This window comes from Micromonospora sp. BQ32, assembly GCF_059358895.1.
Map to the genome: position 1 here is coordinate 56307 of NZ_JCADBI010000001.1, position 25819 is coordinate 82125.

19 protein-coding genes are annotated in these 25819 nt (G+C 71.2%); 11 read left to right on the forward strand and 8 right to left on the reverse strand.

Going from position 1 to position 25819, the window contains the following annotated elements:
• The first annotated feature begins 181 nt into the window (after positions 1-181).
• From AC5L30_RS00285 to AC5L30_RS00295, 3 genes are all read left to right on the forward strand, one after another.
• Positions 182-760: a sigma-70 family RNA polymerase sigma factor gene (locus tag AC5L30_RS00285; protein ID WP_494864334.1), complete on the forward strand. Its 579-nt coding sequence runs from the start codon at positions 182-184 to the stop codon at positions 758-760.
• Between the two features lie 17 nt (positions 761-777).
• A complete protein-coding gene (locus tag AC5L30_RS00290) occupies positions 778-1836 on the forward strand; it encodes a threonine aldolase family protein (protein ID WP_494864336.1) in 1059 nt (352 codons plus the stop codon).
• Between the two features lie 75 nt (positions 1837-1911).
• Complete coding sequence (locus tag AC5L30_RS00295; RefSeq protein ID WP_494864338.1) at positions 1912-2373, forward strand: hypothetical protein; 462 nt, start codon at positions 1912-1914, stop codon at positions 2371-2373.
• An 85-nt stretch (positions 2374-2458) separates the two neighbouring features.
• Here AC5L30_RS00295 and AC5L30_RS00300 read toward each other — a convergent pair whose 3' ends face one another.
• Positions 2459-7921, reverse strand: coding sequence for an ATP-binding protein (locus AC5L30_RS00300; RefSeq protein WP_494864339.1), 5463 nt, complete (start codon positions 7919-7921; stop codon positions 2459-2461).
• Between the two features lie 359 nt (positions 7922-8280).
• Here AC5L30_RS00300 and AC5L30_RS00305 point away from each other — a divergent pair, with 359 nt between their 5' ends.
• Both AC5L30_RS00305 and AC5L30_RS00310 read left to right on the forward strand, forming a co-directional pair.
• The gene (locus tag AC5L30_RS00305) at positions 8281-9537 is read left to right on the forward strand and encodes a phosphodiester glycosidase family protein (protein ID WP_494864341.1); all 1257 of its coding nucleotides are present in this window, start codon (positions 8281-8283) and stop codon (positions 9535-9537) included.
• 123 nt (positions 9538-9660) lie between these two features.
• Positions 9661-10758 (forward strand): winged helix DNA-binding domain-containing protein, encoded by a 1098-nt coding sequence (locus AC5L30_RS00310; RefSeq protein WP_494864342.1) that lies wholly within the window; start codon positions 9661-9663, stop codon positions 10756-10758.
• Positions 10759-10795: 37 nt separating this feature from the next.
• Here the strand turns inward: AC5L30_RS00310 and AC5L30_RS00315 are convergent, their stop codons facing one another.
• Positions 10796-11869, reverse strand: a complete 1074-nt coding sequence (locus tag AC5L30_RS00315; protein WP_494864343.1) for a hypothetical protein — start codon at positions 11867-11869, stop codon at positions 10796-10798.
• Between the two features lie 312 nt (positions 11870-12181).
• On the opposite strand from AC5L30_RS00315, the gene AC5L30_RS00320 reads away from it, so the two are divergent.
• Positions 12182-12922: a cellulose binding domain-containing protein gene (locus AC5L30_RS00320; RefSeq protein ID WP_494864344.1), complete on the forward strand. Its 741-nt coding sequence runs from the start codon at positions 12182-12184 to the stop codon at positions 12920-12922.
• A 55-nt stretch (positions 12923-12977) separates the two neighbouring features.
• Here AC5L30_RS00320 and AC5L30_RS00325 read toward each other — a convergent pair whose 3' ends face one another.
• The 4 genes from AC5L30_RS00325 to AC5L30_RS00340 all read right to left on the reverse strand — a co-directional run bounded on the left by AC5L30_RS00325 (position 12978) and on the right by AC5L30_RS00340 (position 17877).
• The gene (locus tag AC5L30_RS00325; RefSeq protein WP_494864345.1) at positions 12978-13775 is read right to left on the reverse strand and encodes an SAM-dependent methyltransferase; all 798 of its coding nucleotides are present in this window, start codon (positions 13773-13775) and stop codon (positions 12978-12980) included.
• 125 nt (positions 13776-13900) lie between these two features.
• Complete coding sequence (locus tag AC5L30_RS00330) at positions 13901-14557, reverse strand: response regulator (RefSeq protein WP_494864347.1); 657 nt, start codon at positions 14555-14557, stop codon at positions 13901-13903.
• The gene (locus AC5L30_RS00335) at positions 14554-15849 is read right to left on the reverse strand and encodes a sensor histidine kinase (RefSeq protein ID WP_494864348.1); all 1296 of its coding nucleotides are present in this window, start codon (positions 15847-15849) and stop codon (positions 14554-14556) included. The genes AC5L30_RS00330 and AC5L30_RS00335 overlap by 4 nt, the downstream gene beginning before the upstream one ends.
• A 42-nt stretch (positions 15850-15891) precedes the next feature.
• On the reverse strand, positions 15892-17877 hold the full coding sequence (locus tag AC5L30_RS00340; RefSeq protein WP_494864350.1) for a serine hydrolase domain-containing protein: 1986 nt from the start codon (positions 17875-17877) through the stop codon (positions 15892-15894).
• 237 nt (positions 17878-18114) lie between these two features.
• On the opposite strand from AC5L30_RS00340, the gene AC5L30_RS00345 reads away from it, so the two are divergent.
• Both AC5L30_RS00345 and AC5L30_RS00350 read left to right on the forward strand, forming a co-directional pair.
• Positions 18115-18510, forward strand: a complete 396-nt coding sequence (locus tag AC5L30_RS00345) for an RNA polymerase sigma factor (protein ID WP_494864351.1) — start codon at positions 18115-18117, stop codon at positions 18508-18510.
• A gap of 157 nt (positions 18511-18667) precedes the next feature.
• Entirely contained in the window at positions 18668-20749 is a 2082-nt protein-coding gene (locus tag AC5L30_RS00350) for a PQQ-dependent sugar dehydrogenase (RefSeq protein ID WP_494864352.1), read from the forward strand.
• Between the two features lie 158 nt (positions 20750-20907).
• Here AC5L30_RS00350 and helR read toward each other — a convergent pair whose 3' ends face one another.
• Entirely contained in the window at positions 20908-23049 is a 2142-nt protein-coding gene (gene helR / locus AC5L30_RS00355) for an RNA polymerase recycling motor ATPase HelR (RefSeq protein ID WP_494865296.1), read from the reverse strand.
• A gap of 148 nt (positions 23050-23197) precedes the next feature.
• Complete coding sequence (locus AC5L30_RS00360; protein WP_494864354.1) at positions 23198-23578, reverse strand: YccF domain-containing protein; 381 nt, start codon at positions 23576-23578, stop codon at positions 23198-23200.
• Positions 23579-23773: 195 nt separating this feature from the next.
• Between AC5L30_RS00360 and AC5L30_RS00365 the strand changes: the two genes are divergently transcribed.
• From AC5L30_RS00365 to AC5L30_RS00375, 3 genes are all read left to right on the forward strand, one after another.
• Positions 23774-24541, forward strand: coding sequence for a glycerophosphodiester phosphodiesterase family protein (locus tag AC5L30_RS00365; protein WP_494864356.1), 768 nt, complete (start codon positions 23774-23776; stop codon positions 24539-24541).
• Between the two features lies 1 nt (position 24542).
• Positions 24543-25091 (forward strand): SLATT domain-containing protein, encoded by a 549-nt coding sequence (locus AC5L30_RS00370; protein WP_494864357.1) that lies wholly within the window; start codon positions 24543-24545, stop codon positions 25089-25091.
• Between the two features lie 122 nt (positions 25092-25213).
• Positions 25214-25810 (forward strand): hypothetical protein, encoded by a 597-nt coding sequence (locus AC5L30_RS00375; protein ID WP_494864358.1) that lies wholly within the window; start codon positions 25214-25216, stop codon positions 25808-25810.
• The last annotated feature ends 9 nt before the right edge of the window (positions 25811-25819 follow it).

Below are 25819 nucleotides of genomic sequence, written 5' to 3' on the forward strand. Positions count from 1 at the left end.
CGAATCGGTGGGGGCATCGGTTCCCGTCACCTCGGACAACCGCGAGATCAGTCGAACGTGGGAACCCCGGGAACTTTTCCGGACCGGCCGGCGACCACCAGAGTGCGCGGCCGACCGGCGGCGTTCCGACGACGGCATCTTCGGCATGAAGGAGCGCCCGTGGCACACAGGACGGTGGCCGGTGCGGAACGGCGTCCCTGACGACGACCAGGTGACCCGGTGGGCGCGGGAGGCGGGCCAGGGTGACCGGCAGGCCGCCACGGCGTTCATCCGGGCACTACAGGACCAGGTCTGGCGGTTCCTGTCGCACCTGGCCGGGCCGGGGGAGGCCGACGACCTGACCCAGGAGACGTTCCTGCGGGCATGTCGCAACCTGCCCGGCTTCGCCGGCCGCTCGTCGGCCCGTACCTGGGTGTTCACCATCGCCCGGCGGGTCGCCGTGGACCACGTCCGGACGGCGGTGGCCCGGCCGAGGATGGCGTCGGTGCCGGACTGGCAGGCGGCGGCCGAGGCCGCCGGTGCGATCACGGCCGGTGCCGACGAGGGGGTCACCCTGCACCAGTTGATCGCCGGCCTGACCCGGGAGCGCCGCGAGGCGTTCGTCGCCACCCAGGTGCTCGGCCTGTCCTACGCCGAGGCGGCGGACGTATGCCAGTGCCCCGTCGGCACGATCCGTTCCCGGGTCGCCCGGGCGCGCGAGGATCTCGTCGCCGCCTGGCAGGCCGATACCGACCCGAGCCACGAGCGGCGGACCGGCTGAGGGTGGATACTGCGGCGATGAGTCTGCGGCGGTCCCTGTTTCTGCACTCGGAGCTGCGCCGTCGGCCGTACGACGTACTGCGGTCGATGCTGGCCCAGGTCGACCCGGCCGCGCCGCCGCACGGACCGGACGGGCCGGTGGCCACCCTCGAACGGCGCGTGGCATCCCTGCTCGGCACTGACGAAGCCCTGTTCTTCCCGTCCGGGACGATGGCGCAGCAGGTGGCCCTGCGCATGCACGCCGACCGGCGCGGCAGGCGGGTCTTCGCCGCCCATCCGCAGTGTCACCTGGATGCCTGGGAGCAGCAGGGGTACGCCGTCGTGCACGGGCTGCGCTTCCAGCCCGCCGGCGACCGCCACCGGCTGATGACCCTGGCCGATCTCGCCGCCGTCGCCGAACCGCTCGCGGCGGTGGTCTGGGAGCTGCCGCAACGGGACATCGGGGGACTGCTGCCGGAGTGGGACGACCTCGTCGCGCAGACCGAGGCGATGCGGGCGCGCGGCGCCGCCATCCACCTCGACGGCGCGCGCCTGTGGGAGGCGCAGACGTACTACCGGCGGACGTTCGCCGAGATCGTCGCGCTGTTCGACACCGGGTACGTCTCGTTCTACAAGGGACTACAGGGCGTCGGCGGTGCCGCGCTCACCGGGGACGCCGCCCTGGTGGCCGAGGCCCGGGTGTGGCGCCGCCGGCTCGGCGGTGACGTCTACGACGCGTGGCCGCTGGCGCTCACCGCCCTGCACGGCCTGGACACCCTGCTGCCCCGGCTGCCGGCGCACCGGGAGCACGCGGTGGCGATCGCGGCGGCCATCAACGCCGACGGGGTGGCCCGCGCCTTTCCGAACCCACCACAGACACCACTGTTCCATGTCCACCTTCCCGTCGGCCCGGATGCCGCGACGCGGGCCGCCGACGCCCTGCTCGCCGCTGACGGGGTGGAGCTGTTCGGCCGGGTACGGTCGGCGCCGGCGCCGGACCGGTGCTCGTTCGAGGTGAGCGTCGGCGAGAACGCCATGGACCTCGCGCCCGACGAGGTCGTCACGTTCATCCACGAACTGCTCCGGCACGCCACCTGACCTCGCGCCGCGACCGGCACCTCCACTCGGTCAACGGGATGGACGGGGCGTACCGGGCTTCCTATGATCACGCCGGTGAACACCGAACCTCTCCACGTCGCCGGCGTAGCTGGCCCGATCGTCATCAACACCAAGGCGTTCTTCGGCCATCCTGCCGTCACCGTCGGCGGAGCGCCGGCCGCCAGGTCGGGCAGACGCTACGCCTTGCCCACAGTGGACGGTGGTGTCGTCCAGGCAACGGTACGCACCGCTCTCGCCGACCCTCACCCGACAGTGGAGATCAACGGTGTCAAGCACCGGACCGGGCCCTCCATGCCGATCTTCCTGCGCATCCTGGTTCTGCTGCCGATCCTGCTGTTCACCGTCGGCGGCATCCTGGGCGCGCTGGTCGGGGCGTTGGGCGTCTGGGGGAACCTGACAGTTGCCCACACCCGGATGACAACCGCCGTCAAAGCGCTCGCCATGGTGGGTATCGGTATCGGCACTGTCATCGTCTGGCTCGCCATCGCCGTCGCGCTGAACGCGGCGCTCAGCTAGACCGCGCAGCACGTCAGCCCCGTACGGTCAGCGCCACCGGTCGACGACCGGTGGCGCTGACGTGTCTGCGGGTGTGCCGGCCGTGCTAACCCAGGCGGGCCTCGATGGCCTCGATGATGCGCGGACGCAGCTCGGCGGCGCGGATGACGGCGTCCACCGAGCCGACCTCGACGGCGCGGTGGATGTTGTGCACCCGGTCGAACTCCGCGGCCACCTCGCTGAGTTTCTCCGCGCGCACCGACGAGCGCAGCTCGTCGAGTTCGGCGGTGAGCGCGGCCCGTTCGGTGCCGGACGCGGCGGCGGTGCGAGCCTCCAGGTCCCGCACCCGCGGGTCGGCCGCCGTACGGGCGTTGACGTCGGCGGAGAACACCACCGCGGCGGCGGGTGCGCCACCGAGCACCGAGGCGAACGAGCCCTCCAGCGCCAGCACCGTCATGTTCGGGTTCAGTGCCTTCGAGAACACCACGAACGCACCGCCGTGGTAGCGCGAGATCACGCAGAAGACGATGGGCCCCCGGAAGTTCACGATCGCCCGACCGATCTCGGCGCCGTACTCCAGTTGCAGCTTGCGCATCGACTCCGGTGAACCGTCGAAACCGGACAGGTTCGCCAGCACGACGAGTGGCCGGTTGCCGCTGGCCGTGTTGATCGCCCGCGCGGCCTTCTTCGACGAGCGGGGAAACAGCGTGCCCGCCGTGTAGGTGTCCGGACCGTCGGTGGGTGGGAAGCCGTGCCGTGGCACCGACCGGGACTCGATGCCGAGCAGGCAGACCGGGATGCCACCGAGGTGGACGTCCTGCACGACCGCGGTGTCCGCGTCCGCCATGCCGGCCCAGCGCTCCAGCACCGGGTGGTCCTGGTCGGAGAGGGCCCGCATCACCGTACGGATGTCGAACGGCTTCTTGCGGTCCGGGTTGGACTCGACGGAGAAGATCTCCCCGACGGTGGCGAAGGCGCTGCCCGCCACGTCGTGCGGGAAGGCGGAGATGTCGCGGTCGGCCGGGTCGGTGGTGACCGCCCGGCGGGGCGCGTCCTCGCCGGGTGCGACGTACGTGTGGTCGTAGTGCGCCATCACCACGTCCCGTGCGGCCGTCAGGTTCGGCGCCCAGTACTGCGCCTGCCCGTTCGGTCCCATCACCCGGTCGTAGCCGCCGATGCCGAAGTTGTCCTCAGCCGACACGCCGCCGGAGAAGTCGAGCGACTGCTTACCGGTGAGCACCATCGCCGAGTCGGGCGTCATCACCAGGATGCCCTTGGTGTGCATGAGCATCGTCGCCTCGGCGTTCCAGTACGGCTGCGCGCCGACGTTGATGCCCGCCACCACGATGTTGATCTCACCACCGGCCTGGGTGAACTCGACGATCCGCTTGAGCGCCGCGGCCACCCAGTCCATGTTCTCCGTACCGGAGGTCATCGAGATCCGGGCCCCGGCGGAGAGCGCCCACCACTCCAGCGGCACCTGCATCCGCTCGGCCAGGTCCAGTGCGGCGACCACGCGCCGGCACTCCGGCTCGGACAGAGCGCCCAGCGACTTCGTCGGGTCGCCGAGCAGCACCACCCGGGTGACGCCCTGGGGGTAGCGCTCGGTCGGCGTGGTGACCACCCCGGCCACGATGGCGGCGCTGTTGCGCCCCTTGGGCCGGTCCACCGGCACCAACACGTGGTCGCCGTCGAGGTCGTGCTCGACGAAGTCACCGAGCCGGCCGGTCAGCTCGTACGGGTACACGGTGTTGCGGCTGCTGGCCCGCAGCACCTTGAGCCGGTACTCGTCGAGCGGCTCGATCGGCTCGATCGGCGGCTCCCCGACGGCCAACTCGGCGCCGCCCGCGGCGTCGAACGAGATCCGTACGGCGATTTTGGTCAGCTCGCCGGTCCGGCGGTCGCGCTGCCGCGCGATGAACAGGATCTCCTCCAGGCCGGCGCCCGCGGTCGTCGGGCGGACCCGCCCGGCGATCATCTCCATCTCCTCGCGGGTCAGCTCGCTCGGCGGCCACACGTAGACCACGATCCGGTTGGTGTTGAAGCGCGTCTTCGACGGCCGGCGCGACTGGGCGCGGCGGATCGAGTCGAGGCAGGCGGCGATGGCGTCCTCGGTCGTCGGCAGCGCGACCAGGCGGCCGTCCTGCTCACGAAGCTCGGTCAGGTCACGCACCTGCGCGAACGCGACGAGGCGCTCGTCGGCCCGGTTCTCCCGCGCCACGCACTGGAAGAGGTAGACCTCCTCGTCCGACGACGGCAGCCGGGTCAGGTCGAACTTGTGCAGCCGCTCCAGCTGCATCCGCTGCGCGATGTACGGGTGCAGCCCGCGGATCAGCCGGTCCTCGGTCAATTGGGCGCCCGACGGGCGGAAGGTGAAGTGGTGGTGCATCACCGCCCCACCGCGACCCGCGACGGTGGTGGTCACCCGACGGACCTGGGGCGGCAACGGGTGCGCGGCGATGACCTCGGCCAGCGCCGCCGCCATCGCGTCGAAGTCCTCCGGCTGGTTCTCCCAGCCGAGGTAGATGTCGGCGTCCACGTCGTCCTCGCCGCCGGCCAGCTCGGCCAGCCCGCGCAGCGCGCCGCCCAGCGCGTCGAAGCTCACCGCGGCGGAGACCACGCTGGAGTCGGCGCGCTCGGCGACCACGAAGGTGCAGCCCGCGACCTCGCGAGTGCCCACGCTGGTGAGCGACCGGTTGCCGTAGTACCGCCGGGTCAGCACCTCCAACATGACCGCGTTGTCCAGGTGGTCGCGGACGAGCCGCTGGCCGAGCAGCCGGACCAGCGGCTCGGTGCTGCGTACCATCTCGGCGATGCGCTCGGCGCGGTCCGGCGCGTCCGGGTGGGCGTCCAGGTGCCGCAGGTGCCCCCGTACCGCGGCGTAGACGCGGGCGCGGTTGCGGCGCAGCAGCGGCTGGGCGAACCAGGCGAACACCACGCCGCGGGCGAGGTCCGCGACCACGGGGAAGCGGACCTGCGTCGCGGCGATCAACCGCTCCAGTGCGAGGCCGGCCGGCTCGCGCAATGTCTCGTCCGGCGGGGTCTCCCTCAGCCACGCGCGCAGCAGCGCCGCGACGACCTGCGCGTCCGCGGACGCGCGCTGCTGGGCGAGGAAGATCCGGAAGACGGCGGCTTCGAGGGCGGGGGTGCGCTCCAGGTCGGTGACGCCGTAGCGGCCGAGCGCCTTGCCGAGCCTGGTCTGGAAGGCGTCCGGCAGCCCGGCCCGCTCGACGTCGAGGCTCTGCAGGTAGGTGTGGAAGTACTCCCGGGCGCTGTGCACGTGCGCGGCGCCGCCGTCCTCGCCGGTCGGCCGGTTGCGGCTCAGCTCGGCGAGATCGGCGAACACCTCGATGAGGTCGAGTTCGGCGGCCAGCGGTCGCTGACCGGCTTCGGTGGCCGCCCGCCGTGCGGTCAGGTAGTCGTCGAGCACCCGGCGGTCGTCGTGCGGGTCGACGTCGAAGCCGAGCAGCAGACCCCGCAGGTCCTCCTGACCGCGCCGGCTGCGCTCGCCCGCCGGGATCTCGGCGGTGGCGGTGGGCAGGTCCAGTTCGACCGTCTCGGTGCTCAGGTCGTCGGCGGTCTCCTCAGCGTCGTCCGCGAGCGGCTCCAGGCGCAGCAGCGGCGCACCCGCCTCCACCTGGCTGCCCACCGAGACGGCGCACTCCTTCAGCCGCGCCTTGAACGGCGCCCGCAGCACCGTCTCCATCTTCATCGCTTCCAGCACCAGCACCGTCGCGCCCGCCTCGACCTCGGCGCCGACCTCCAGTGGCGTGGCGACGACCAGCGCGGGCATCGGGGAGCGCAGCACGCCGCCCTCGTCCCGGCTGACCCGGTGCGTCACGCCGTCCACCTCGACCAGGTGGGTCGGCCCGTACGTGCCGGTGAGCAGGCGGTAGCGGATGCCGTTCACCACGATCTGACCGGTGTGCCGGTCGAAGCGGTCGAGTTTGACGTCGGCGGTGCGCACGACCGAGCCGGTTTCGATGCCGACCCGGAACCGGTGTGCGCCGACGCGCGCCACCCGAGTGCGGTAGCCGACGCCGCGCAGCTTGAGGTCCAACGGTCGGCCGCTGGCGTGCTGCACCTGCGGGCGCCCGCCGGCCGCCGTCGACAGCAGCCGCTGCCGCTCGACGCGCTCCTCCTCCTCGTACGCCTCGATGGCGGCGGCCGCCAGGGCGACCGCGGAGTGGCGGTGCGTGACGAGCCGGCCCTCGCCGCGGACGCGGTCGATCCAGCCGGTGTCCGCGCTGGCGTCGATCACCTCGGGCTGGTCGAGCAGGTCGAGCACGAAGCTCTTGTTCGTCGCCCCACCTTCGATGATCACCGTGGTGTTCGCCATCGCCCGGCGCAGCTTGCCGAGCGCCTCGTCGCGGTCGCGACCGTACGCGATGATCTTCGCGATCATCGAGTCGAAGTCGGCCGGGATGGTGTCGCCCTCGCTGACGCCGGTGTCCACTCGGATGCCGGGGCCGCTGGGCAGGTCCAGCCGGGCGATGCGGCCGGGCGACGGCGCGAAGTCGCGGTCGGGGTCCTCGGCGTTGAGCCGCGCCTCGATGGCGTGCCCGCGCTCGGCCGGCGGCGCACCTTCGAGCCGCCCGCCGGAGGCGACGTGCAGTTGGGCCTTGACCAGGTCGAACCCGGTGGTCAGCTCGGTGATCGGGTGCTCGACCTGGAGGCGGGTGTTGACCTCGAGGAACGCGAACAACCGGTCGCCCGGGTGGTAGAGGAACTCGACGGTCGCCGCGCCGCGGTAACCGACCGCCACGGCCAGCCGCTCGGCCGACGTCTTCAGCTCGGCGGCCTGCGCCGGGTCGAGCACCGGCGACGCCGACTCCTCGATGACCTTCTGGTTGCGTCGCTGCACCGAGCAGTCGCGGACGCCGAGCGCCCACGCGGTGCCCTGCCCGTCGGCGATCACCTGGACCTCGACGTGCCGGGCCCCGGTGACCAGGCGCTCCAGGAACACGATGCCGCTGCCGAACGCCCGTGCCGCCTCCTGGCTGGTGCGCTCGTACGCGTCGACCAGCTCGGCCTCGTTCCTGATCACGCGGATGCCGCGTCCGCCGCCGCCCGCGGTCGCCTTCAGCATCAGCGGGTAGCCGATCTCAGCCGCCGCCGTCTGGGCGGCGGCGAGGGTTTCGACGGCGCCGCGGCTCCACGGCGCGACCGGCACGCCGACCTTCTCGGCGATCAGCTTCGAGCCGATCTTGTCGCCGAGTTGGCGCATGGCGTCCGCGCTCGGCCCGACGAAGGTGACGCCGATCTTCTCGCACAGCTCGGCGAACGCCGGATCCTCGGCGACGAATCCCCAGCCGACCCAGGCGGCGTCGGCCCCGGTCTCGGTGAGGGCGCGCTCCAGCACCGCCAGGTTGAGGTACGGGCGGGCGGATGCCGGGCCGAGATCGTAGGCGATGTCCGCTTCGCGAACGAACGTGGCGTTGCGGTCGACATCGGTGTAGAGAGCCACGGTTTCGAGCTGGATGCCGGTCTCCGCGGCCAGCTCGCGGACCGCGTGGATGAGCCGCATGGCGGCTTCACCACGGTTGACGATGGCGACACGGTTGAACACCCGAAGAACCCCTTAGTTAGACCTCGACCTGCGTGCCGGGAGACGACGGCTCCCAGCAGTGATCACCTTTCCGGGTGACGGCGGCCAGCGCTATGGCGCAACCACCGAACCCACCGTCGCTCAGTTGTAGGAAGTGCACAAAACTTTTTGGCACCCCGGGGACTGTGTCCACCGCCGTCGACCCATCCCGGCCGCTCCGGTAGTTGATCAAGACGGTGTGGGCGGTTCACGTCGGCGGCCTCCCGTGTTCACCCCCGGGTGATCGGCTGGCCAGGAAGATCATCGCCGGTCCCGGTCAACCGCCGGCCCGGCTCGACCATCCCGGCCCAGGCCAGGAACGCACCAGGAAAGGAGCGGCGATGAGGTCACCGCACCTCGTACGCCCACGTCTGGCGCTGCTGCTCGCGGCGGGGCTGACCACGCTCGTGACGCCGGCCGGCGTCGCCCACGCCGCGACCGCCACGGTACCCGCGACGGACACCCCGATCACCATCACCTCGACCGAGCAGCTCGCCCCGGGCGTCACGTACGGCTCGTTCCAGGTGACCACGCCCCGCGGCGTCACCGTCGGTTACCTGCTCACGGCCGACCTCAAGAAGAACACGGTCTCCCTGGACCTGCTGCACCCCGACGCGGTGGCGCAACGCAAGGTCGTCTCGGCGATGACGAACGAGCAGGGTGCCGTCGCGGGCGTCAACGGCGACTTCTTCAACAACAGTGAGACGCACGTCGGTGTCACCCCGACATACTCGTCGTCCGGTCCGGAGATCGCCGACGGTGAGGAGTTGAAGTTCGCGGTGCCGACCGCGCAGCGTTTCGGCCCCGGCCTCGCCCCCGGCACCTCCACCCGGGACGTGTTCGGCGTCGGTGTGAACGGCAAGGCACGCGTCGACACCCTGAGCCTGGACGGCGAGGTCCGCAGCACGAAGGGCACGATCGCGCTGGGCGGCCTCAATCAGTACGCGCTCCCGGTCGACGGCGTCGGCCTGTTCACCGCCGACTGGGGTACCGCGTCGCGGGTCCGGTCCACCTGCGGCACCGACACCAGCCGCAGTGACCCGTGCAGCACCCACACCTACGAGGTGACCGTGCGCGACGGGGTGGTGACCACGGTGGGCCAGACGCCCGGCGCGGGCGCGATCCCGGCCGACACCCAGGTGCTGGTCGGCCGGGAGGGCGGCGCGGACGCGCTCGACGACCTCGCCGTCGGTGACCGGGTGCAGGTGCGCGAGAAGCTCGTCTCCGCCGGCAAGCCGAAGCTGACCTTCGCGGTCGGTGGCGCGCCGATCCTGCGCGACGGTGCGCCGCTGGCCGGCCTGGACACCAAGACCGCCGCGGTACGCAGCGCGGCCGGCGTCAGCCCCGACGGTCGGACGGTGTACCTGGTCGCCCTGGCTGGCCGCGCCCCGGTCAGCGCCGGGTTCACGATCGCCGAACTGGCCGACCTGATGCGCTCGATCGGCGCGGACGCCGCCGTGAACCTCGACGGCGGCGGTTCGAGCACGGTCGCCGTCCGCGAGCCGGGCCAGGCCGCGGCCACCGCCCGCAACAACCCGTCCGACGGTACGGAGCGAATGGTCGCCAACGGCATCGGGATCTTCGTGGGCAAGCGCTGATCGTGCCCCGCTCGAATTCGCCCCGCCCGATGCCGCCGGACGGGGCGAATTCGCGCACCCGCGACGCCGGGCACCCCGACTGTCGGCCCCCGGTCGGACAATGAGGCCGACCGAAAGGACCCGATGACCATTCTCGACACCCGGGCGCTCAACCGCGCGACGCTCGCCCGACAGTTGCTGCTCGACCGCGCCGACCTGCCGGCGCTCGACGCCGTCGCCCACCTCGGTGGCCTACAGGCGCAGGAGCCGCAGGAGCCGTTCATCGGGCTCTGGTCGCGGCTGCGCGCCTTCGACCCGACGGTGCTCTCGACGCTGCTGACCCAGCGACACGTGGTGCGTACCCACCTCATGCGCCGCACCGTCCATTTGCTCGCCGCCGACGACGCCGTGGCCTGGCGCCCCCGTCACGACGCCATGCTGCGCCAACGCGTGCTCGGGGTCTACCGCAGCGAACTCGCCGGGGTGGACCTCGACGAACTCGCCGCTGCTGCCCGGGCGGTGGTGGCCGACGGTGAGCCGCGCTCGATGCCCGAGATCGGGCGGGCGCTCAGCGAGCGCTGGCCGACGCCGGGGCTGCGGGTGCTGGGCGAGATCGCGGTCGCGTTGCTCCCGATGACACAGCTCCCGCCGCGTGGGTTGTGGCGGATGAAGGGCGGCGCGCGCTACGTCCTGCTCTCCGCGTGGCTCGGCCGGGAGATCGCCCCGCCGGCCGCGCCGGGTGCCGATCCGGTCGGTCAGTTGCTGGTACGCCGCTACCTGGCGGCGTTCGGCCCGGCGGCCACGGCCGACCTGCGGGCCTGGTGCGGCCTCGCCGGGCTGCCGGCCGCGGTGACCGCGATGCGGGACGAGTTGGTGACCTTCCGCGACGAACGTGGCCGGAAGCTGATCGACCTCCCCGACGCGCCGCGTCCCGACCCGGAGACACCCGCCCCGGTGCGGTTCCTGCCGGCGTTCGACAACGCGATCCTCGGCTACGACGACCGCAGCCGGATCATCGACGACGCCCACCGTAACCTCTCGGTGGCCGGCGAGCGCGTGGTGCTCGTCGACGGCCGGGTCTCGGCGACCTGGAGCGTCGAGTCGGGCACGGTGACCGTCAACCCACTCCGCGGCTTCTCCCGAGCGGACCGGGCCGCCGTGACCGAGCAGGGACAGGCGCTGGCGGCCTTCCTCTCCGACAACGAGAGCGACCGGGTACGGGTCGATTCGTCTCCCCGGTGACGGACCAGGACGGCCCGCCCCCGGGGAGACGACGGGATCAGTCGACGGTGGGCGGAGCCGTCCTCGCCGCCTCGGCGAGCGCCGCCGCCGCACCGGCGTACGGGTTGTAGCTGTAGGTGCGTGCCAAGCCGGTCGGCACCGTGAAGTACGCGGCCGACAGCTTCGCCGGGTCGCTGGCCAACTCCCCCCGCGCGGGGGTGTCGACGCCGTCGTCCCAGCCCCAGGGCGCGTTGGCCGAGTTGGTCGAACAGCTCCAGGTGCCGACGCCGCAGTCGCCGGACGTGTCACCGGCGAACGTGCCCAGGCTGGCGAAGAGGCTCGCGTTGGACCGCTGCGCCCAGAGACCGCCGGCAGCGAAGATGTCGATCAGCTGATACCGCACGTCGCGGTCGTTGCTGCTGCTCGGCGTCTCGGCGACGGTCGACGGGTAGTAGACCAGGCCGTCGCCGTTGATGTCGTACTGCGGGTGTGCCTTGAGGCCGTGGCCCTGCGCCTCCTGCGCAGTCACCGGGTGCTGGAACGTGTCGTGCGGTGACGCCTGGAACCGCAGCGTGCCGTCGATGCTCTCCCCGCCGCTGGTCCAGGTGCTGCCGGTCGGCGTGTAGGAGAAGAAGTCACTGTGCGCGACCGTGACGGCCGAGCGGAGAACCCCGTACGTGGAGCCGTCGCGTTCGATCGCGAACAGCGCGCCCTCACCGTCGTTCTCGTGCTCGGTCTCGAAGAACGGGTGGTCGGTCCAGTCCCGAGGGTGGAAGAAGAGGTACGTGATGTACCAGTGGGTGCTCGTCTCGACGACGGAGTAGTACACGTGCGCGGCGCGTGTGACGCCTGCCTGGCCGGCCCGGTCCCAGTTGTTGCGTCCGTCCAGGTCGCCGTCGAAGTCGACCCGGGTGAGGTAGTCCGACTGACCGCCCAGGGCGTGGCTGCCGGTGGCATCGACGTCCTGGTAGTGGATGGGTGCCCAGCGCAGGGCCAGTTCGGCCCGGCTGACGGCGGCGTTGGCGGGGGCCGGAGCGGCCAGTGCCGCAGTCGCCAGCACCGCCGCGGCGGCTGCCGCGATCAGTGCCCTCAGCACCCGGGGTCGCCGGGTCGTGCTGCTTGCGTCGAGCATGGTGTGCTCCCGTGTCCGAATGAATAGACCGCAATGGATCATTCTTGTCGCGGACGCCCGGCGGGTGTCCCCGCGGCGACGGGAAAGCGGACGATGTTCGACGGGATCGGGTTGTATCGATGGTCGTCGACTGCCATGCTGTGATTCGGTCGTGCTCGGGGAGCCAGCGCGCACCAGATCTCCTCCGGTCCACGGGGCGCGCGAGGTGACCATGTCACCCGTGCCGGGCAGCCCTCGTCGGCGACCGGAAACCCGAGCGCGGCACCCGGCTACCACCTCGGTCAGCGGTGCCCGGTAACCACGGAGGCACCGATGCTTCGCATGTTCCTCGCTGTCACGACCATGGCGCTGGCCGCCTGGGCCGGGACGACCACCGCCGCCGAAGCGACACCCATGCCAACGCCATCCTCCACACCGACGCCGTCGACGACACCGACGCCGGCCTGCCCGCCGGCGATACCGATCAGCGCGAGCGTGGCCGGGGCCACCACCACGAGCCTGACCATCTCGTACTTCATCTTCTTCCGCCCGCCCTGCGGCTACGAAACGCCGATGACCGTCAGCCTCTTCGCCAGCCGCGAGGACGCCCAACAGTGGCGGGCTGCGATCGCCGAGGGCGTCTCCGGGCCGGAACGCAACGGTTCGGTGACCATCGACCGGCTGACGCCCGACACCGAGTACTGGTACCGGTTCACCGACGCCGAGGGCCGGCGGGACCGGTTCGTGATCGCCTCGGGCCGTACCGCCTCGCTGACCTCGTGCCGCGCGACGGCCACGATCGACGCGCGCTGGGGCAGCGGCTTCGTCGCGACGGTCACGGTCCGCAACACCGGGACACTGCCGCTGGACCGGTGGCGCGTCTCCTGGCAGTGGTCCGGTGACGAGCAGGTCCAGACGGCCTGGGGTGGGGTGGCCGAGACGGCCGGCACCGACGTCACCGTCACCAACGCCTCCTACAACGGGACGCTGGCGCTGGACGGAGCGACGACGTTCGGTCTCCTCGTGACGACCAGCGCGGTGCCCGACGGCCTGACGCTGACGTGCGCGCGGTGAACGGCGTCCGCCCCGCTCCGGTGCGATGGCGGGAGCGGGGCGGACGTCGTGTCGGTCAGGGTTTGCGGGCCACCGCGCCGTAGGCGTCGATGCCGACGGCGTCGGGCTTTTCCGGTCGCCACAACGGGATCGGCACCAGGCCCGGCTCCACCAGCGTCAGCCCGTCGAAGCAGCTCTCGAGCTCCTCCGGGCTGCGCAGGATGTACGGAACTCCGCCGCTCTGCGCCAGCCGCTCGGCACCGGAGACCACCGCCGGGCTGGTGTTGGTGCCGTCCCAGAGCACCAGGTGGGAGCCGGACGGCACCGCGTCCATCGTGCGCCCGACGATGGTGCGCACCAGGTCCAGGTCGGGCTCGTAGCCCATCACGCCCATGTACATCACGGCGATGGGCTGGTCGAAGTCGAGCGTCTGCGCCGCTTCGGCGAGGATCTTCTCCGGGTCGTGGTAGTCGGCCGGGACGTAGGTGGTGACACCTTCGGACGTCGTGCTGGCCAGCAGTGCCCGCGCGTGCACCAGCACCATCGGGTCGTTGTCCACGTAGACGATCCGCGAGTCGGGCGCCACGCCCTGCGCGACCGCGTGTGTGTTCTGCATGGTGGGCAGGCCGGTGCCGATGTCCAGGAACTGCCGGATACCCGCCTCGGCCGCGAGGTAACGCACGGCTCGCACCAGGAACACGCGCGACTGCTGCGCCATGAGGACGATCTCCGGGTAGACCTCGGCGACAGCGTCGCCGGCCGCCCGGTCGGACTGGAAGTTGTCCTTGCCGCCCATCCAGTAGTTCCAGATCCGTGCCGCGTGCGGCACGTCGGGCTGAAGCTTCGCGGCGAGTTCGGGGTCCGGGCCGGCCATGCCAGGCTCCTATCGAGGGGTCGTCAGCTGGAGGTCACCACAGCGGTACGAGCGGGATCGTACTCCGGCGATGTCCACTCTCGACCGGGGGTGGACCCACCGCCACACACGGGTTCAGCGTCGCGTCACCGTTGGACCACGCCGTTCTGGTACGCCCACACGACGGTTTGCAGCCGGTCCCGTGCGCCGATCTTCGCCATGGCGCGCCCGAGGTGCGACTTGACCGTGCTGGTCTCGATGAAGAGCTGCTCGGCGATCTCGACATTCGACAGGCCCTGCGCGAGCAGCTCCACGATCTCCGTCTCCCGCGCGGTCAGCTGGTGCGCCACCGCCGCGTCCGAGCGGGGAGCGGGCGTACGCCTGGCGAACTCCGAGATCACCCGACGGGTGACGGCCTGGTCGACGAGCCCGTACCCGCTTGCCAGGCGACGGATCGCCTCGATCAGGTCCTCGGGCTCACAGTCCTTGAGGATGAACCCGCTGGCGCCGGACTCCAACGCGCCGAAGACGTACTCGTCGAGGTCGAAGGTCGTCACGACCAGCACCGCCGGCGGCGTCCCGGGTGCCTCGGCGACGATCTGCCGGGTCGCGGTGAGCCCGTCGCCGTGCGGCATCCGGACGTCCATGCAGATGACGTCCGGTTGCAGCCGGCGGGCCAGCTCGACCGCGGCGGACCCGCTCGACGCCTCCGCCACGACCTCGATCTCGCCGGCCTGCTCCAGGATGACCCGGAAGCCGGCGCGGACGACCGCCTGATCGTCGACGAGCATCACTCTGATCATGCTGGGGCCTCTTCCTTCGGCCGGGATGTGGCGGGACCGTTCGTCGGCAGGGTCGCGGCGACCGACCAGCCACCGGCCGCCGTCGGGCCGGCGGTGAACGTCGCCCCGATCAGCTGGGCACGCTCGCGCATTCCCACCAGGCCGACACCACCGGTCCGTGCCGCCGGTGCTCGTCGCGGCGTGGCGGGTTTGTTCACCACCTCCAGCGACACCGAGCGGGGCTCGAAGCGGAGCACCACCCGCACCGGAGCGCCCGGGGCGTGCTGGCGGGCGTTGCTGAGCGACTCCTGCGCGATCCGGTAGAGCGCGACGTCGGCGATCGGCGACACCTCGCGCTGCTCCCCCTCCCGAACGAACTCCACCGGACCGGCGAGGTTGCCCGCGGTGCGGACGAGGTCGTCGAGCATGCCCAGCCCCGGCACCGGGGCGGCACCGTCGCCGCCCTCGTGCCCGGGCCTGCCGCGCAGCACACCGACGACCAGCCGCAGGTTGTCCAGGGTCTCCTTGCCCTGGCTCCGAATCCAGGCCACGCCGGCCTTCGCGGCCGCCGGATCCCGGTCGATCAGCCGCTCGACCGCCGCCGCCTGCACGACCATGCCGGAGAGGTGGTGGGCCGCCACGTCGTGCAACTCCCGGGCCATCCGGGAGCGCTCCGCGCCGATCGCCGCCTGGACCTTCGTGCGCTGCTCCCGGACCGCCTCGTCCGCTCGCACCCGGACCAACTCGACGTAGCGCCGGTAGGTGGCCACGTAGCCACCGACGAAGGTCGCGCTGGCGTAGGTCAGGGCGCTCGCCGAGACGTACGCGACGGCCGTCAGCAGATCCGGGGTCACCACGACAGCCGCCCCGACCGACTCCACCAGCACGGCCGCGCCGACGGTCGGCAGCGCCCGCCGAACCGGCAGCAACGACCCGACGGTGTACGCCACCACGAACGGGGCGATACCTCGGATGGTCGCCTCGGGCAGGGAGAAGCCGATGATGGGCAGTTGGAGGCCGACGACGAGCGCGAGGCAGAGCAGTGGCCGGACCCGACGCAGGCACAGCAGCATCGCCTGCGCGCAGCAGATGGCGACGAGCAGCCAGGCCCGCGTCGGGTGGAACGACACCCCGTCCTGCGGTGCCACGAACCAGAACAACACCGTGAGCAGTACGAACGTCAGGACGCTCAGCGCCGCGGCCAGCAGGCAGTCCCGGGGGAACACCCCGGTCACCCCGAGCCGGGTGAGCCGTCCGTCGAGCCACTTCGTCAGTCGCGGGGTGCCGGGTTCGGGGTCGGTGTGGTCCCTCATGCGGTGCGCATCCTTGCTCCGGATCGTCCCGGGTCGGGCGGGTCAGTAGGAGATGCTAGGCGCGATCAGGTGGAACTCCACGGCGAACCAGCCCGCGCCGGCGAGAGCGAGCAGGATCAGGCCGCTGCCGGCGATCCGTCGCCAGCCCAGGTGGCCTCGCACGTCGTCGACCAGTCGGACCGCGGCGGGCAGCACTCCGAGCAGGCCCACCAGTTGCAGCACCTGGATGGTGCGCAGGACGGGCCCGGGCACGTCCTGGAGACTCATGATGCTGGCGATGCTCAGGACCCACCCGGTGAACGCGAGCAGCGTGCCGGCGACGGCGAGGCGGCTCAGGATCCGGGCGGTACGCCCGGACCGCTCCCGGGGGGCGCGGCCGAGCCGACGGCGGACGATCGCGCCGACCGGCCAGGACAGGACGGTGAGCAGCAGCACGACGGTCGACAGGGCGAGCACCGGGACGGCCACCGCCCAGGCGCGGGCCGGCTCGACGGGCAGCAACGCGAACGCGGAGTCGACACCGATCGCCTCGACCCGGTCGTCGGTCACCCGCATGCTGATCGTGCGCTGCCCGCCGACCTCGCGCCAGACCCAGGGCGCCACCTCCTGGTAGAGGGCGGGGGAGTCGGAGAGCGGGCCCGGCTCCAACAGCAGTCGGTCGCCGTCGGCGACGCTGACCGTGGTCCGACCGGCCAGGCCGATGGCCGTCAGGAAGTTGCTCCGTATCGCTCGCGAGGACTCGTACGTGCCGGCGGCCAGCGCGGCGTGCTTGGCGGTGGTCGCCGGGTCCAGCCCGGCGGTCGGCTGGTCGTCGCGGGCGGGGAAGTAGCGGTCGGCGAAGCCGGTCACGACCGACTCGCGCAGTTCGTGGCTGTCGAGGGCGCCGGAACCGTTGCTGTTGAGGGAGAGGAAGATCCCGGCCCGGTCGTCGGGGTAGATCTGCAGGTGGGAATGGAAGTACTTGGTGTCGCCGCCGTGGCCGAGGATCCGGTGGCCGTTGCGGTCCTCCTCGAAGAAGCCGAGGGTCATCCGGGGCCCGTCGGCCAGCGTGCCCAGCGACGTCGCGTCGAGTGCCGGACGCTGCATCAGATCACGGGTCGGCTGGTCCAGCAGGGGCGCGAAGCCCACCGGATCGCCGAGTTGGGCGAGCATGAACCGCGCCATGTCCGTCGCCGGGGCGCTCAGCGCACCGGGCGGGGGCGTGCCGACGATCTCGAACGGCGCGGCGGGCCCGGCCGAGGTGTCGTACCCCTTGGACATCCGGTCGCGCAGCGCCGCCGGGAGCGGCTGCTCGAAGGTCGACGACGGCATGCCCGCGCGGTCCAGGATGTTGCGCTGGACGTACTCCTCGAAGCGCGTCCCGCTGACGCGTTCGACGATGTAGCCTGCGAGCGCGTTGCTGTAGTTGGAGTACGCGGGGACGGTGCCGGGTTCGTAGATCTGCTCCGGTGGGTCGGTCACCAGGGCCCTGCGCAGGTTGAGGTCGCCCCCGTCGGTGCCGATGAGGCCGGCGATCCGCTCCTCGAAACCCGCGGTGTGCGTCAGCAGGTGCCGCAGGGTGACGGCCCGCTCGTAGCGGAGGGGCAGTTCGAAGTCGAGGTACGTCGTGACGTCCGCGTCGAGGTCGAGCTTCCCGCTCTGTACGAGTTGCAGGACCGCGGTGGCGGTGACGAGCTTCGACACCGATCCCATCCGGAACAGGTGTCGGTCCGGGTCGACCGGCACGGCTGCGTCGCCGTCTGCGCCGGTGTCGGCGTAGCCGTACCCCCGGGTTGTGATGATCTTGCCGTCGTGCACGACGGCGACCGTGGCCCCCGCGATGCCGGTACGGTCGAGTGCGGCCGGCAACAGCCCGTCGAGCCAGGCGTTGACGTCGGCGTCGGTCAGGGCGGAACCCGCCCCGGTCGCGGCGGCGGGCGCCGCCGGAGCGTCGATGCGCGGCGCGGGGTCGTGCTGCGGCGCGCCGCAGCCGGCGGCGCTCACGGCGATGACGACCGCGGTCGCCAGCAGCGCGCCGAGTCGGACCACGGGCCGGGCGGGGCGGGGTGAACTGGGTGCAGGAAACGGAAGAGGTCGCATCGTCTGCCAGTGCCTTTCCTGGCGAACGGGTGTCCGGAGCAGGTCCGTACGGCGTCACCCGATGCCATGGCACAAGCCTGTTCGAGCGATCGCACCCAGCCATCTGGCGCAGGACGGCAATGCGCTTACGACTTGAGGAGGAGGGGCGGGTGCACCGATGGTGGGCAGAGGTGGCGCCCCGGTCGCGTGAACCACCGCTCGCCGGTCGCCCGGCGCATTCATCGATTCGAGGGTCGATCGCTCTTCTCCACCTGGTTGCACACCGTGGTCGCCAACTGCGCGCGCCAGACCTACCGGTCACTGCGGCGCCGAGCGGCCGAGCGGCCGAGCGCGCTCCTGCCCGTCGAGGTGGCCGACCCCCGTACGACGAGCGTCATCGCCGGATTCCGCCTCGATCTGCTCGACGCGCTGGACCGGCTGGAGGCGCATCGGCCGGAGCTGGTGACGGCCCTCGTGCTCCGCGACCTGTGTCAGCTCGACTACCAGGAGATCGCCGGGCAACTGGGCATCCCGATCGGCACGCTGAAGTCCCGGATCCATCACGCCCGTCGGTACGTCCGGGAGACGTTGCAGGGCAACTGAGCGAAGCGTACGCCGATCTGCGGGTTTGCCCCCCGATCGAGGGACATCGTTTGACTTGTGCGGCGAACACATCTTTGATGGTCGATGTACATGTTCGGCGTGATCGGACGCTTGGTCGTCCGGGTGGGCCGGTCGGTGCCCTGATCTTGGAGGACGGATGCGAGTCACCGCGCGGAGGAACCCCAGCCGCCCACGATGGCGGCTGTTGCCGGTGGCGATGGCGGCGGTGACGCTGCTGAGCGTGGCCGTTGGTGTGCCGGCGGCCGCCGCGGCACCGTCGACGATCGTCGGTGTGGCCAGCGGTCGTTGCCTGGACGTGGTCGGCAACGTCCGGACCGCCGGTGCCGGCATCAACATCTACGACTGCAACGGTCAGGCCAACCAGGCGTGGACCCTCACCTCAAGTGGCGAGCTGCGGGTCTACGACGACACGATGTGCCTGGACGTCGTCGGTCAGGACACCACCGCCCCGGCCGCGCTGCAGATCAACGGTTGCACCGGCGGCGCCAACCAACGCTGGCGGATCACCGCCTCCGGGACCATCGTCGGGGTCCAGTCCGGCCTGTGCCTGGACGTGTCCGGCGCGGGCACCGCCAACAGCACCACGGTCGGTCTCTGGACCTGCAACGGGCAGTCCAACCAGCGATGGACGACGTCCCTCGGCAGCGCCGACAGTCAGCCACCGACGGCGCCGGGCAGCCCACGGGTGAGCGGCCTGACCTGCAACTCGGTGACGTTCGCGTGGAACGCCTCGACGGACAACGTCGCGGTGGCGTTCTACGACATCTACCACGACGGCCAGTTGATGACGTCGGTGAGCGGCACGACGCTCTCCACCAACCTGACGGTGGTGGCCGGGGCGACCTGGGGCCTGTACGTCAACGCCCGCGACGCCGCCGGCAACGTGTCGCAGGCGAGCGCCACTGTCTCGATCACTCCGCCGCCCTGCCAGGCCGACAGCCAGCCACCGACGGCGCCGCAACAGCTCACCGGCACCGCGTCGGGCACCACTGTGACGCTGCGCTGGACGGCGTCGACCGACAACATCGGGGTTCGGGCGTACGACATCTACCGGGCTGGCGCGAAGGTGGGCACGGTCACCGGCGCGCCGCCGGCGACCACGTTCACCGACAGCGGTCTGGCGGCGAACACCACCTACCAGTACTACGTGGTGGCTCGGGACGCGCAGGACAACGTCTCGTCGCGCAGCGGCACCGCGACGGTGACCACCGGTACGGCGTGCGCCAACCCGGTGTGCGGGGTGCGGCAGGTCACCACCGACACCGACATCCCGTGGGGTCTGGTGACGTTGCCGGACGGCAACGTCCTCTACAACCGCCGCGACGCGCACGACATCATCCAGCTCAACCCGAACACCGGGGTCAAGACCAACCTGGGCACGGTGCCGAACGTGCAGAGCACCGACGGTGAGGGTGGCCTGTTGGGGCTCGCCATCTCGGCCAGCTACTCCAGCGACCGTTGGCTGTACATCATGCACACCTCGCCGAGCGACAACCGCATCGTCCGGATCAGGCTGGAGAACGGGCGACTCAACACCGCCAGCGAGCAGGTCCTCCTCACCGGCATCCGGCGGAACAAGTACCACGACGGTGGTCGCCTGCGGTTCGGCCCGGACGGCAAGCTGTACGCCAGCACCGGCGACGCCCAGAACGGCAACTACGCCCAGGACCGGTCCAGCCTCGAAGGCAAGATCCTGCGGCTCAACCCGGACGGCACCGTCCCCTCGGACAACCCGTTCGGCAACTACGTGTGGAGCTACGGCCACCGCAACCCGCAGGGGCTGGCGTTCGACTCGCAGGGCCGGCTGTGGGAGCAGGAGTTCGGCAACTCGGTCATGGATGAGACCAACCTGATCGTCAAGGGCGGAAACTACGGCTGGCCGGCGTGCGAGGGCACCAGCGGCACCTGCGGTACGGCCGGGTTCATCGCGCCGGCGCGCACCTATCCGACCGCCGAGGGGTCCTGCTCCGGCATCACGATCGTGCGTGACGCGCTCTATGTGGCCTGCGCCCGAGGCGCTCGGATGTACCGCGCGGTGATCAGCGGCAGCAGCCTGACGAACGTGCAGACGTACTTCAGTGGCACCTACGGCCGGTTGCGGACGGTGGAGCCGGCTCCCGACGGGGGGCTGTGGCTGACCACCACCAACGTCGGCGACAAGGACAGCACCCCGAACAACAGCAACGAGAGGATTCTCCACGTCACGCTCGGCAACTAGTTCGTACGGACGGTGGGGTCCACGCCCGCCGGGGCGCGGCGCATGGCCTGGAGAGCGCTATACCACTGAGGTATGAATATGCCTCAGTGGTATAGCCGCCGAAAGCGAAACCGCCCCGGGCGCCCCCAAGACCGGGCTGGGGGGGGCGAACGCCGCCCTCAGCCGCTGGTCAGGAGCACGAGTTGCTGAGTGGCCCGGGTCATCGCGACGTAGCGGTCCACCGCCCCTTCGATGCCGGTGCCGAACGTTTCCGGGTCGATGAGGACGACCAGGTCGAACTCCAGCCCCTTTGCCTGCTCCGGGCTCAGCGACCGGACGCGGGCCGTGGGCGCGAACGTCGGGTCGCCGATCACGCAGGCGATCCCGTCGACGTGGGCGGCGAGCCAGGTGTCGAGGATCGAGCCCAGCTCGGCGACCGATCCGTGGACGACGGGGAGCCCGTTGCCGCGGATGGAGGTCGGCACGTTGGCGTCGGGGAGCGCGGCCCGGATGACCGGCTCGGCCTGCGCCATGACCTCCGCCGGCGTCCGGTAGTTGATGCTCAGCGAGGCCAGGGTGACCCGGTCGAGCCCGACCCGCTTGAGGCGGTCCTGCCACGACTCGGTGAACCCGTGCCGGGCCTGGGCGCGGTCGCCCACGATGGTGAAGCTGCGCGACGGGCAACGGGCCAGCAGCATCTGCCACTGGGCGTCGGTCAGCTCCTGCGCCTCGTCCACGACGATGTGCGCGAACGGGCCGGCCAGCAGGTCCGGATCGGCGTCTGGCAGCGCGGACTCGTCGACCAGGACGTCGCGCAGGTCGGGTTGGCGCAGCATCGTCAGCAGGCCCTCGCCGTCGTCGTAGGTGTCGGCGGCGAGCAGTTCGTCGACGACCCGGGCCATGTGCTCGCGTTCGGCGGCGGCAGCCGGGTCGTGCCGGCGGGTGCGCCCCGACCTCTCCGCGTCGCCGAGCCGCTGCCGTGCCGCGTCCAGCAGCGGCAGGTCGGACACGGTCCAGGCCCGGGGTTCGTCGCGTTGCAGCTTGCGGACCTCCTCGGGGCCGAGCCACGGCGCGCACGTGCGCAGGTACGCGGGCACCGACCACAGGTCTCCCACGAGATCGGCCGCGTCGAGCAACGGCCAGGCGCGGTTGACCGTCGCCCGCAGTTCCCGGTTACGCAGCAGTGAGTTGCGGATCACGTCGTCCGGCTCGTCGCCGTCGTACCTCTCGGTGAGGATGGTGAGCAACTCCTCCCAGATCTCCTCGCGCGCCTCGTTGTGCGGGGTGCCCGGACCCGGCGCCTGGAACGCGTCGGCCCAGTCGTCGGCACTCAGCCGGACGTCGGAGTCGCCCACCGTGATCGTCATCGGGGCGACCGGCGGGTCCTCGTAGAACCGGACGGCCGCGTCGATCGCCCGGACCAGCTCGGCCGAGGACTTCAGCCGGGCCACCTCCGGGTCGGTGTCGACGGTTGCCGTCGCCCCCTCGGGGACGAGGTCGCGCAGGGTGCAGGTCTGCACGTCCTCCTCTCCGAGGCTGGGCAGGACGTCGGCGACGTACGCCAGGTAGGGCTGGTGCGGCCCCACGAAGAGCACCCCACCCCGGCGCTGACCGAGGCGCGGATCGGAGTAGAGCAGGTACGCGGTGCGGTGCAGGGCGACGACGGTCTTACCGGTGCCCGGACCGCCGTCGACCACGAGAGCGCCGGCCGACCCCGCCCGGATGATGGCGTCCTGGTCGGCCTGGATCGTGCTGAGCACGTCGCGCATCCGGTTCGACCGGGCGCTGCCCAGGCTCGCGATGAACGCGGACTGGTCGTCGAGCGCGACGGCGTGCCCCACGAACCCGTCCGGGGTGAACACCTCGTCCCAGTAGTCGCTGATCCGGCCGCGGGTCCAGCGGTAGCGGCGGCGGCTCGCCAGGCCCATCGGGTTGGCATGGGTCGCGCCGAAGAACGGCTCGGCGGCGGGTGAGCGCCAGTCGAGCAGCAGCCGCCGACCCGTGCTGTCGGTGAGGCCGCGACGTCCGACGTACACGGGCTCGGGGTTGTCCGCCGCGACCACGTGGCCGAGGCACAGGTCCAGCCCGTAGCGGCTCAGCGAGCGCAGGCGGGCGGTCAGCCGGCGGACCTCCTCGTCCCGGTCGACGGCCTGCCGGCCCTTGCCGCCGGGCGCCCGGCGCGCGGTGTCCAGACGGTCGGACAGCTCGGCGCTCAACTGCGCAAGGCTCTGCGCCATTGCCGCGAAGTGCCGCTCGTCCTGGGCGATGAGCGCCGGGCCGGCCTTGGGGGAGAGGTGATCGGGAAGTTCGAACACGGAGATAGGCAAGGAATTCAATTCATGACTTCCATTTCGGCAGAATCTGGCCTCGGCCGACGATTCTGCGTCATGAACGGGGTCTTGCCGCAAGCCCCCCAGTGCGCTATAAGTTAGAAGTGGCGGGAGACCGAGTGTCTCCCGTCTCGCGTGTTCAGGGCACGTCGACGACCTCGCGGCCGAGGGGCCAGAACGCGGCCGGAACGAGCTTGAAGTTGGCGATGCCGAACGGGATCCCGATGATCGTCACGCAGAGGGCGATGCCCGCGAGGATGTGGGAGAGCGCGAGCCACCAACCCGCCAGCACCACCCAGAGGATGTTCGCCAGGCCGGAGACGGCACCCGCGCCCGGCTTGGGCACCAGGGTGCGACCGAAGGGCCACAGCGAGTAGACCGCGAGGCGCAGCGACGCGACGCCGAACGGGATGGTGACGACCAGGACGAAGCAGATCAGCGCGGCGATGCCGTAGCCGACCGCCAGCACGATGCCACCGCCGAAGACGAGCCACAGCACATTCAGTACGAATCGAATCACCACTCCAGCATGAAACATGCTCGCCACCCGACCCGCGCCCCGGTCGGCCGCCATGTGCCCTCAGCGTGGAACGGCCACCGCGTGACCCTCGGGCCAACGCCGCCGTGGGGCCGGCCGCTGTAAGGTACGCGAAAACCCTTCCACGGCGTGCTCCGGAGCGCGGCAGCCCGGTCCCGGAAGTTTCAGGAGGATCGTGTGTCGTCCGACGACCGTTGGCTGCTCGACACCCCGATCGCGCACCGGGGACTGACCGGCCCCAACAGACCCGCCAACTCGCTGGCGGCGTTCGAGGCAGCCGCCGACGCTGGCTATGCCTGCGAACTGGACGTGCAGCTCACCCGCTCCGGCGAGGTCGTCGTCGTCCACGACTACGACCTGGCCGCGCTCACCGGTGCGGCGATCGCCACCGCGGAGCTGACCCCGGCCGATCGGCAGCGGCTCCGGTTGCAGGGCACCGACCAGCGGGTGCCCACTTTGTCGCAGGTGCTGGACCGGGTCGCCGGACGGGTGCCCCTGCTGATCGAGCTGAAACGGCCGACGCTCGCCCTCAACTTCGACCTTGTCGACGAGGTGCTGCGGCAGACGGCCGACTACCCGGGGCGGTACGCGCTCGAGTCCTTCGACCCGTTACTCGTGGCGGCGCTGCGGGTCGCGGTGCGGAAGCTGCCGCCGCACCGCCGGGTGCCGGTGGGGCGCATCTGCGGACTGCTGCGCACCGCCGGGCCGCTGACCCGGATGGTGGGCCGCAGCATGGTCAGCAACCTGGTCACCCGACCCGATTTTCTGGCCTACGAGGTGGACGCGTTTCCGTCCAATCTGACGGCGTGGTGGCGTCGCCGCGGCGTTCCGGTGATTGCCTGGCCGGTCGCTTCACCAGAGCGGGAGATGTTCGCCCGTCAATACTCGGACAACATCGTATTCTCCGGCTATAGACCGTCGCATGGCCAGCATCTAACATCGTGACGTGTCTGTTGACCAAGGACAGAGCGGGCTGCTCGCCGAGTCGCAGAACGGGGCTCCCGGCGATCCGTTGCAGGTCTACCGCGCGTTGGCGGAAGACAGCGTCAACAAGCTCAGGGACCATTACGACTGGCGGGCGAAATGGCACCGTCGACTGTTTCGATCCACCGGCATCCTGGTCATCGTCGTCAGTGCGTCACTGCCACTGCTCGCCGGCTTCAGCTACCCGGGTAAGAACCTCGTAATCGCGGTCTCGGGCGTGCTCATCGCCACGGCCACCGCGCTACGCACCTTTTATCAGTGGGATCAGATGTGGGCGCTGCTGCGGCGTACCCATTTCGGGCTCATCGAGGCGAGCAACCAGTGGAGACTCGCGTTCGGTCGGGCCGAGGCGACCGCTGATCCGACCGAACGGGAGCAGCGCGCCTACGAGGCGACAGAGGCGCTGCTGGCGAAGATCGAAGGCATCCGCAGTGCCGAGACGGAGAAGTTCTTCAGCTCGTTGGCCTTCCCGGAGGAATCCGCGCTGACTGGCAAGCCATTCCGCCCCTGACCGCGGCGGCCGGCGGTGGCGGGTCTCGGGGTTGCTCGGTGGAAGACCTGAGACGAAATCCAGGGCGACCTGAGGGACGCTCCCGGAGGTCGGCAGGCGTCGGCGGCCAGATGATGGCTGGCATGAAACGCGCTGCGCTCTACGTGATCGCCGGACCGGTCGGCATTCTGGCCTATGGCCTGGCACGTCTGTGGGGGAAATCCGACGGGGTGTACGGCCCCGGGCTCGACTGGCAGGCCGCGCACCTGGTCGCTCTCGCCGGCATGGTGTGCTTCGTCCCGGGTGTGCTCGCGCTGTCGGGTCTGCTGCCCCGCAGTCCGTGGCGCACCGGGGTGGTGGCCGCCACGTTGGTCGGCCTCGCCGCGACGATGGTGCAGTTCGGCGCGGACATCGTGGAAGGGCTCCTGGCCGAGGACCGGGCGGAGATGTCGAGGCTCGGCGCGGACTTCAAGGACATCCCCGGCGTGGAGGTGGCCTTCTACGACGTCGTACCCCAACTCTTCTTCCTCGGCCTGCTCGTTCTCGCCGGCATGCTCGCCGCCCGACGGCGGTTGCCGTGGTGGAGTGTGTCGCTGCTGCTCGCCGGCATCGTCCTGCCGGCGGTCACCCTCGATCTGCTCCCCATCGGCGGCCTGTGCATGGCGGTGGCGTTGGCGCCGGCGCTGCCGTTGGTGCGACAGCAGGGCGAGCGGGCCGAGTCGTCCGCCGGCGTCCACTGAGGATCCCGG

Coding starts and splice junctions, on each gene's coding strand:
- AC5L30_RS00375 (WP_494864358.1), top strand. CDS start 25,214: ATGAAACGCGCTGCGCTCTACGTGATCGCCGGACCGGTCGGCATTCTG.
- AC5L30_RS00290 (WP_494864336.1), top strand. CDS start 778: ATGAGTCTGCGGCGGTCCCTGTTTCTGCACTCGGAGCTGCGCCGTCGG.
- AC5L30_RS00310 (WP_494864342.1), top strand. CDS start 9,661: ATGACCATTCTCGACACCCGGGCGCTCAACCGCGCGACGCTCGCCCGA.
- AC5L30_RS00305 (WP_494864341.1), top strand. CDS start 8,281: ATGAGGTCACCGCACCTCGTACGCCCACGTCTGGCGCTGCTGCTCGCG.
- AC5L30_RS00350 (WP_494864352.1), top strand. CDS start 18,668: ATGCGAGTCACCGCGCGGAGGAACCCCAGCCGCCCACGATGGCGGCTG.
- AC5L30_RS00330 (WP_494864347.1), bottom strand. CDS start 14,557: ATGATCAGAGTGATGCTCGTCGACGATCAGGCGGTCGTCCGCGCCGGC.
- AC5L30_RS00320 (WP_494864344.1), top strand. CDS start 12,182: ATGCTTCGCATGTTCCTCGCTGTCACGACCATGGCGCTGGCCGCCTGG.
- AC5L30_RS00335 (WP_494864348.1), bottom strand. CDS start 15,849: ATGAGGGACCACACCGACCCCGAACCCGGCACCCCGCGACTGACGAAG.
- AC5L30_RS00325 (WP_494864345.1), bottom strand. CDS start 13,775: ATGGCCGGCCCGGACCCCGAACTCGCCGCGAAGCTTCAGCCCGACGTG.
- AC5L30_RS00315 (WP_494864343.1), bottom strand. CDS start 11,869: ATGCTCGACGCAAGCAGCACGACCCGGCGACCCCGGGTGCTGAGGGCA.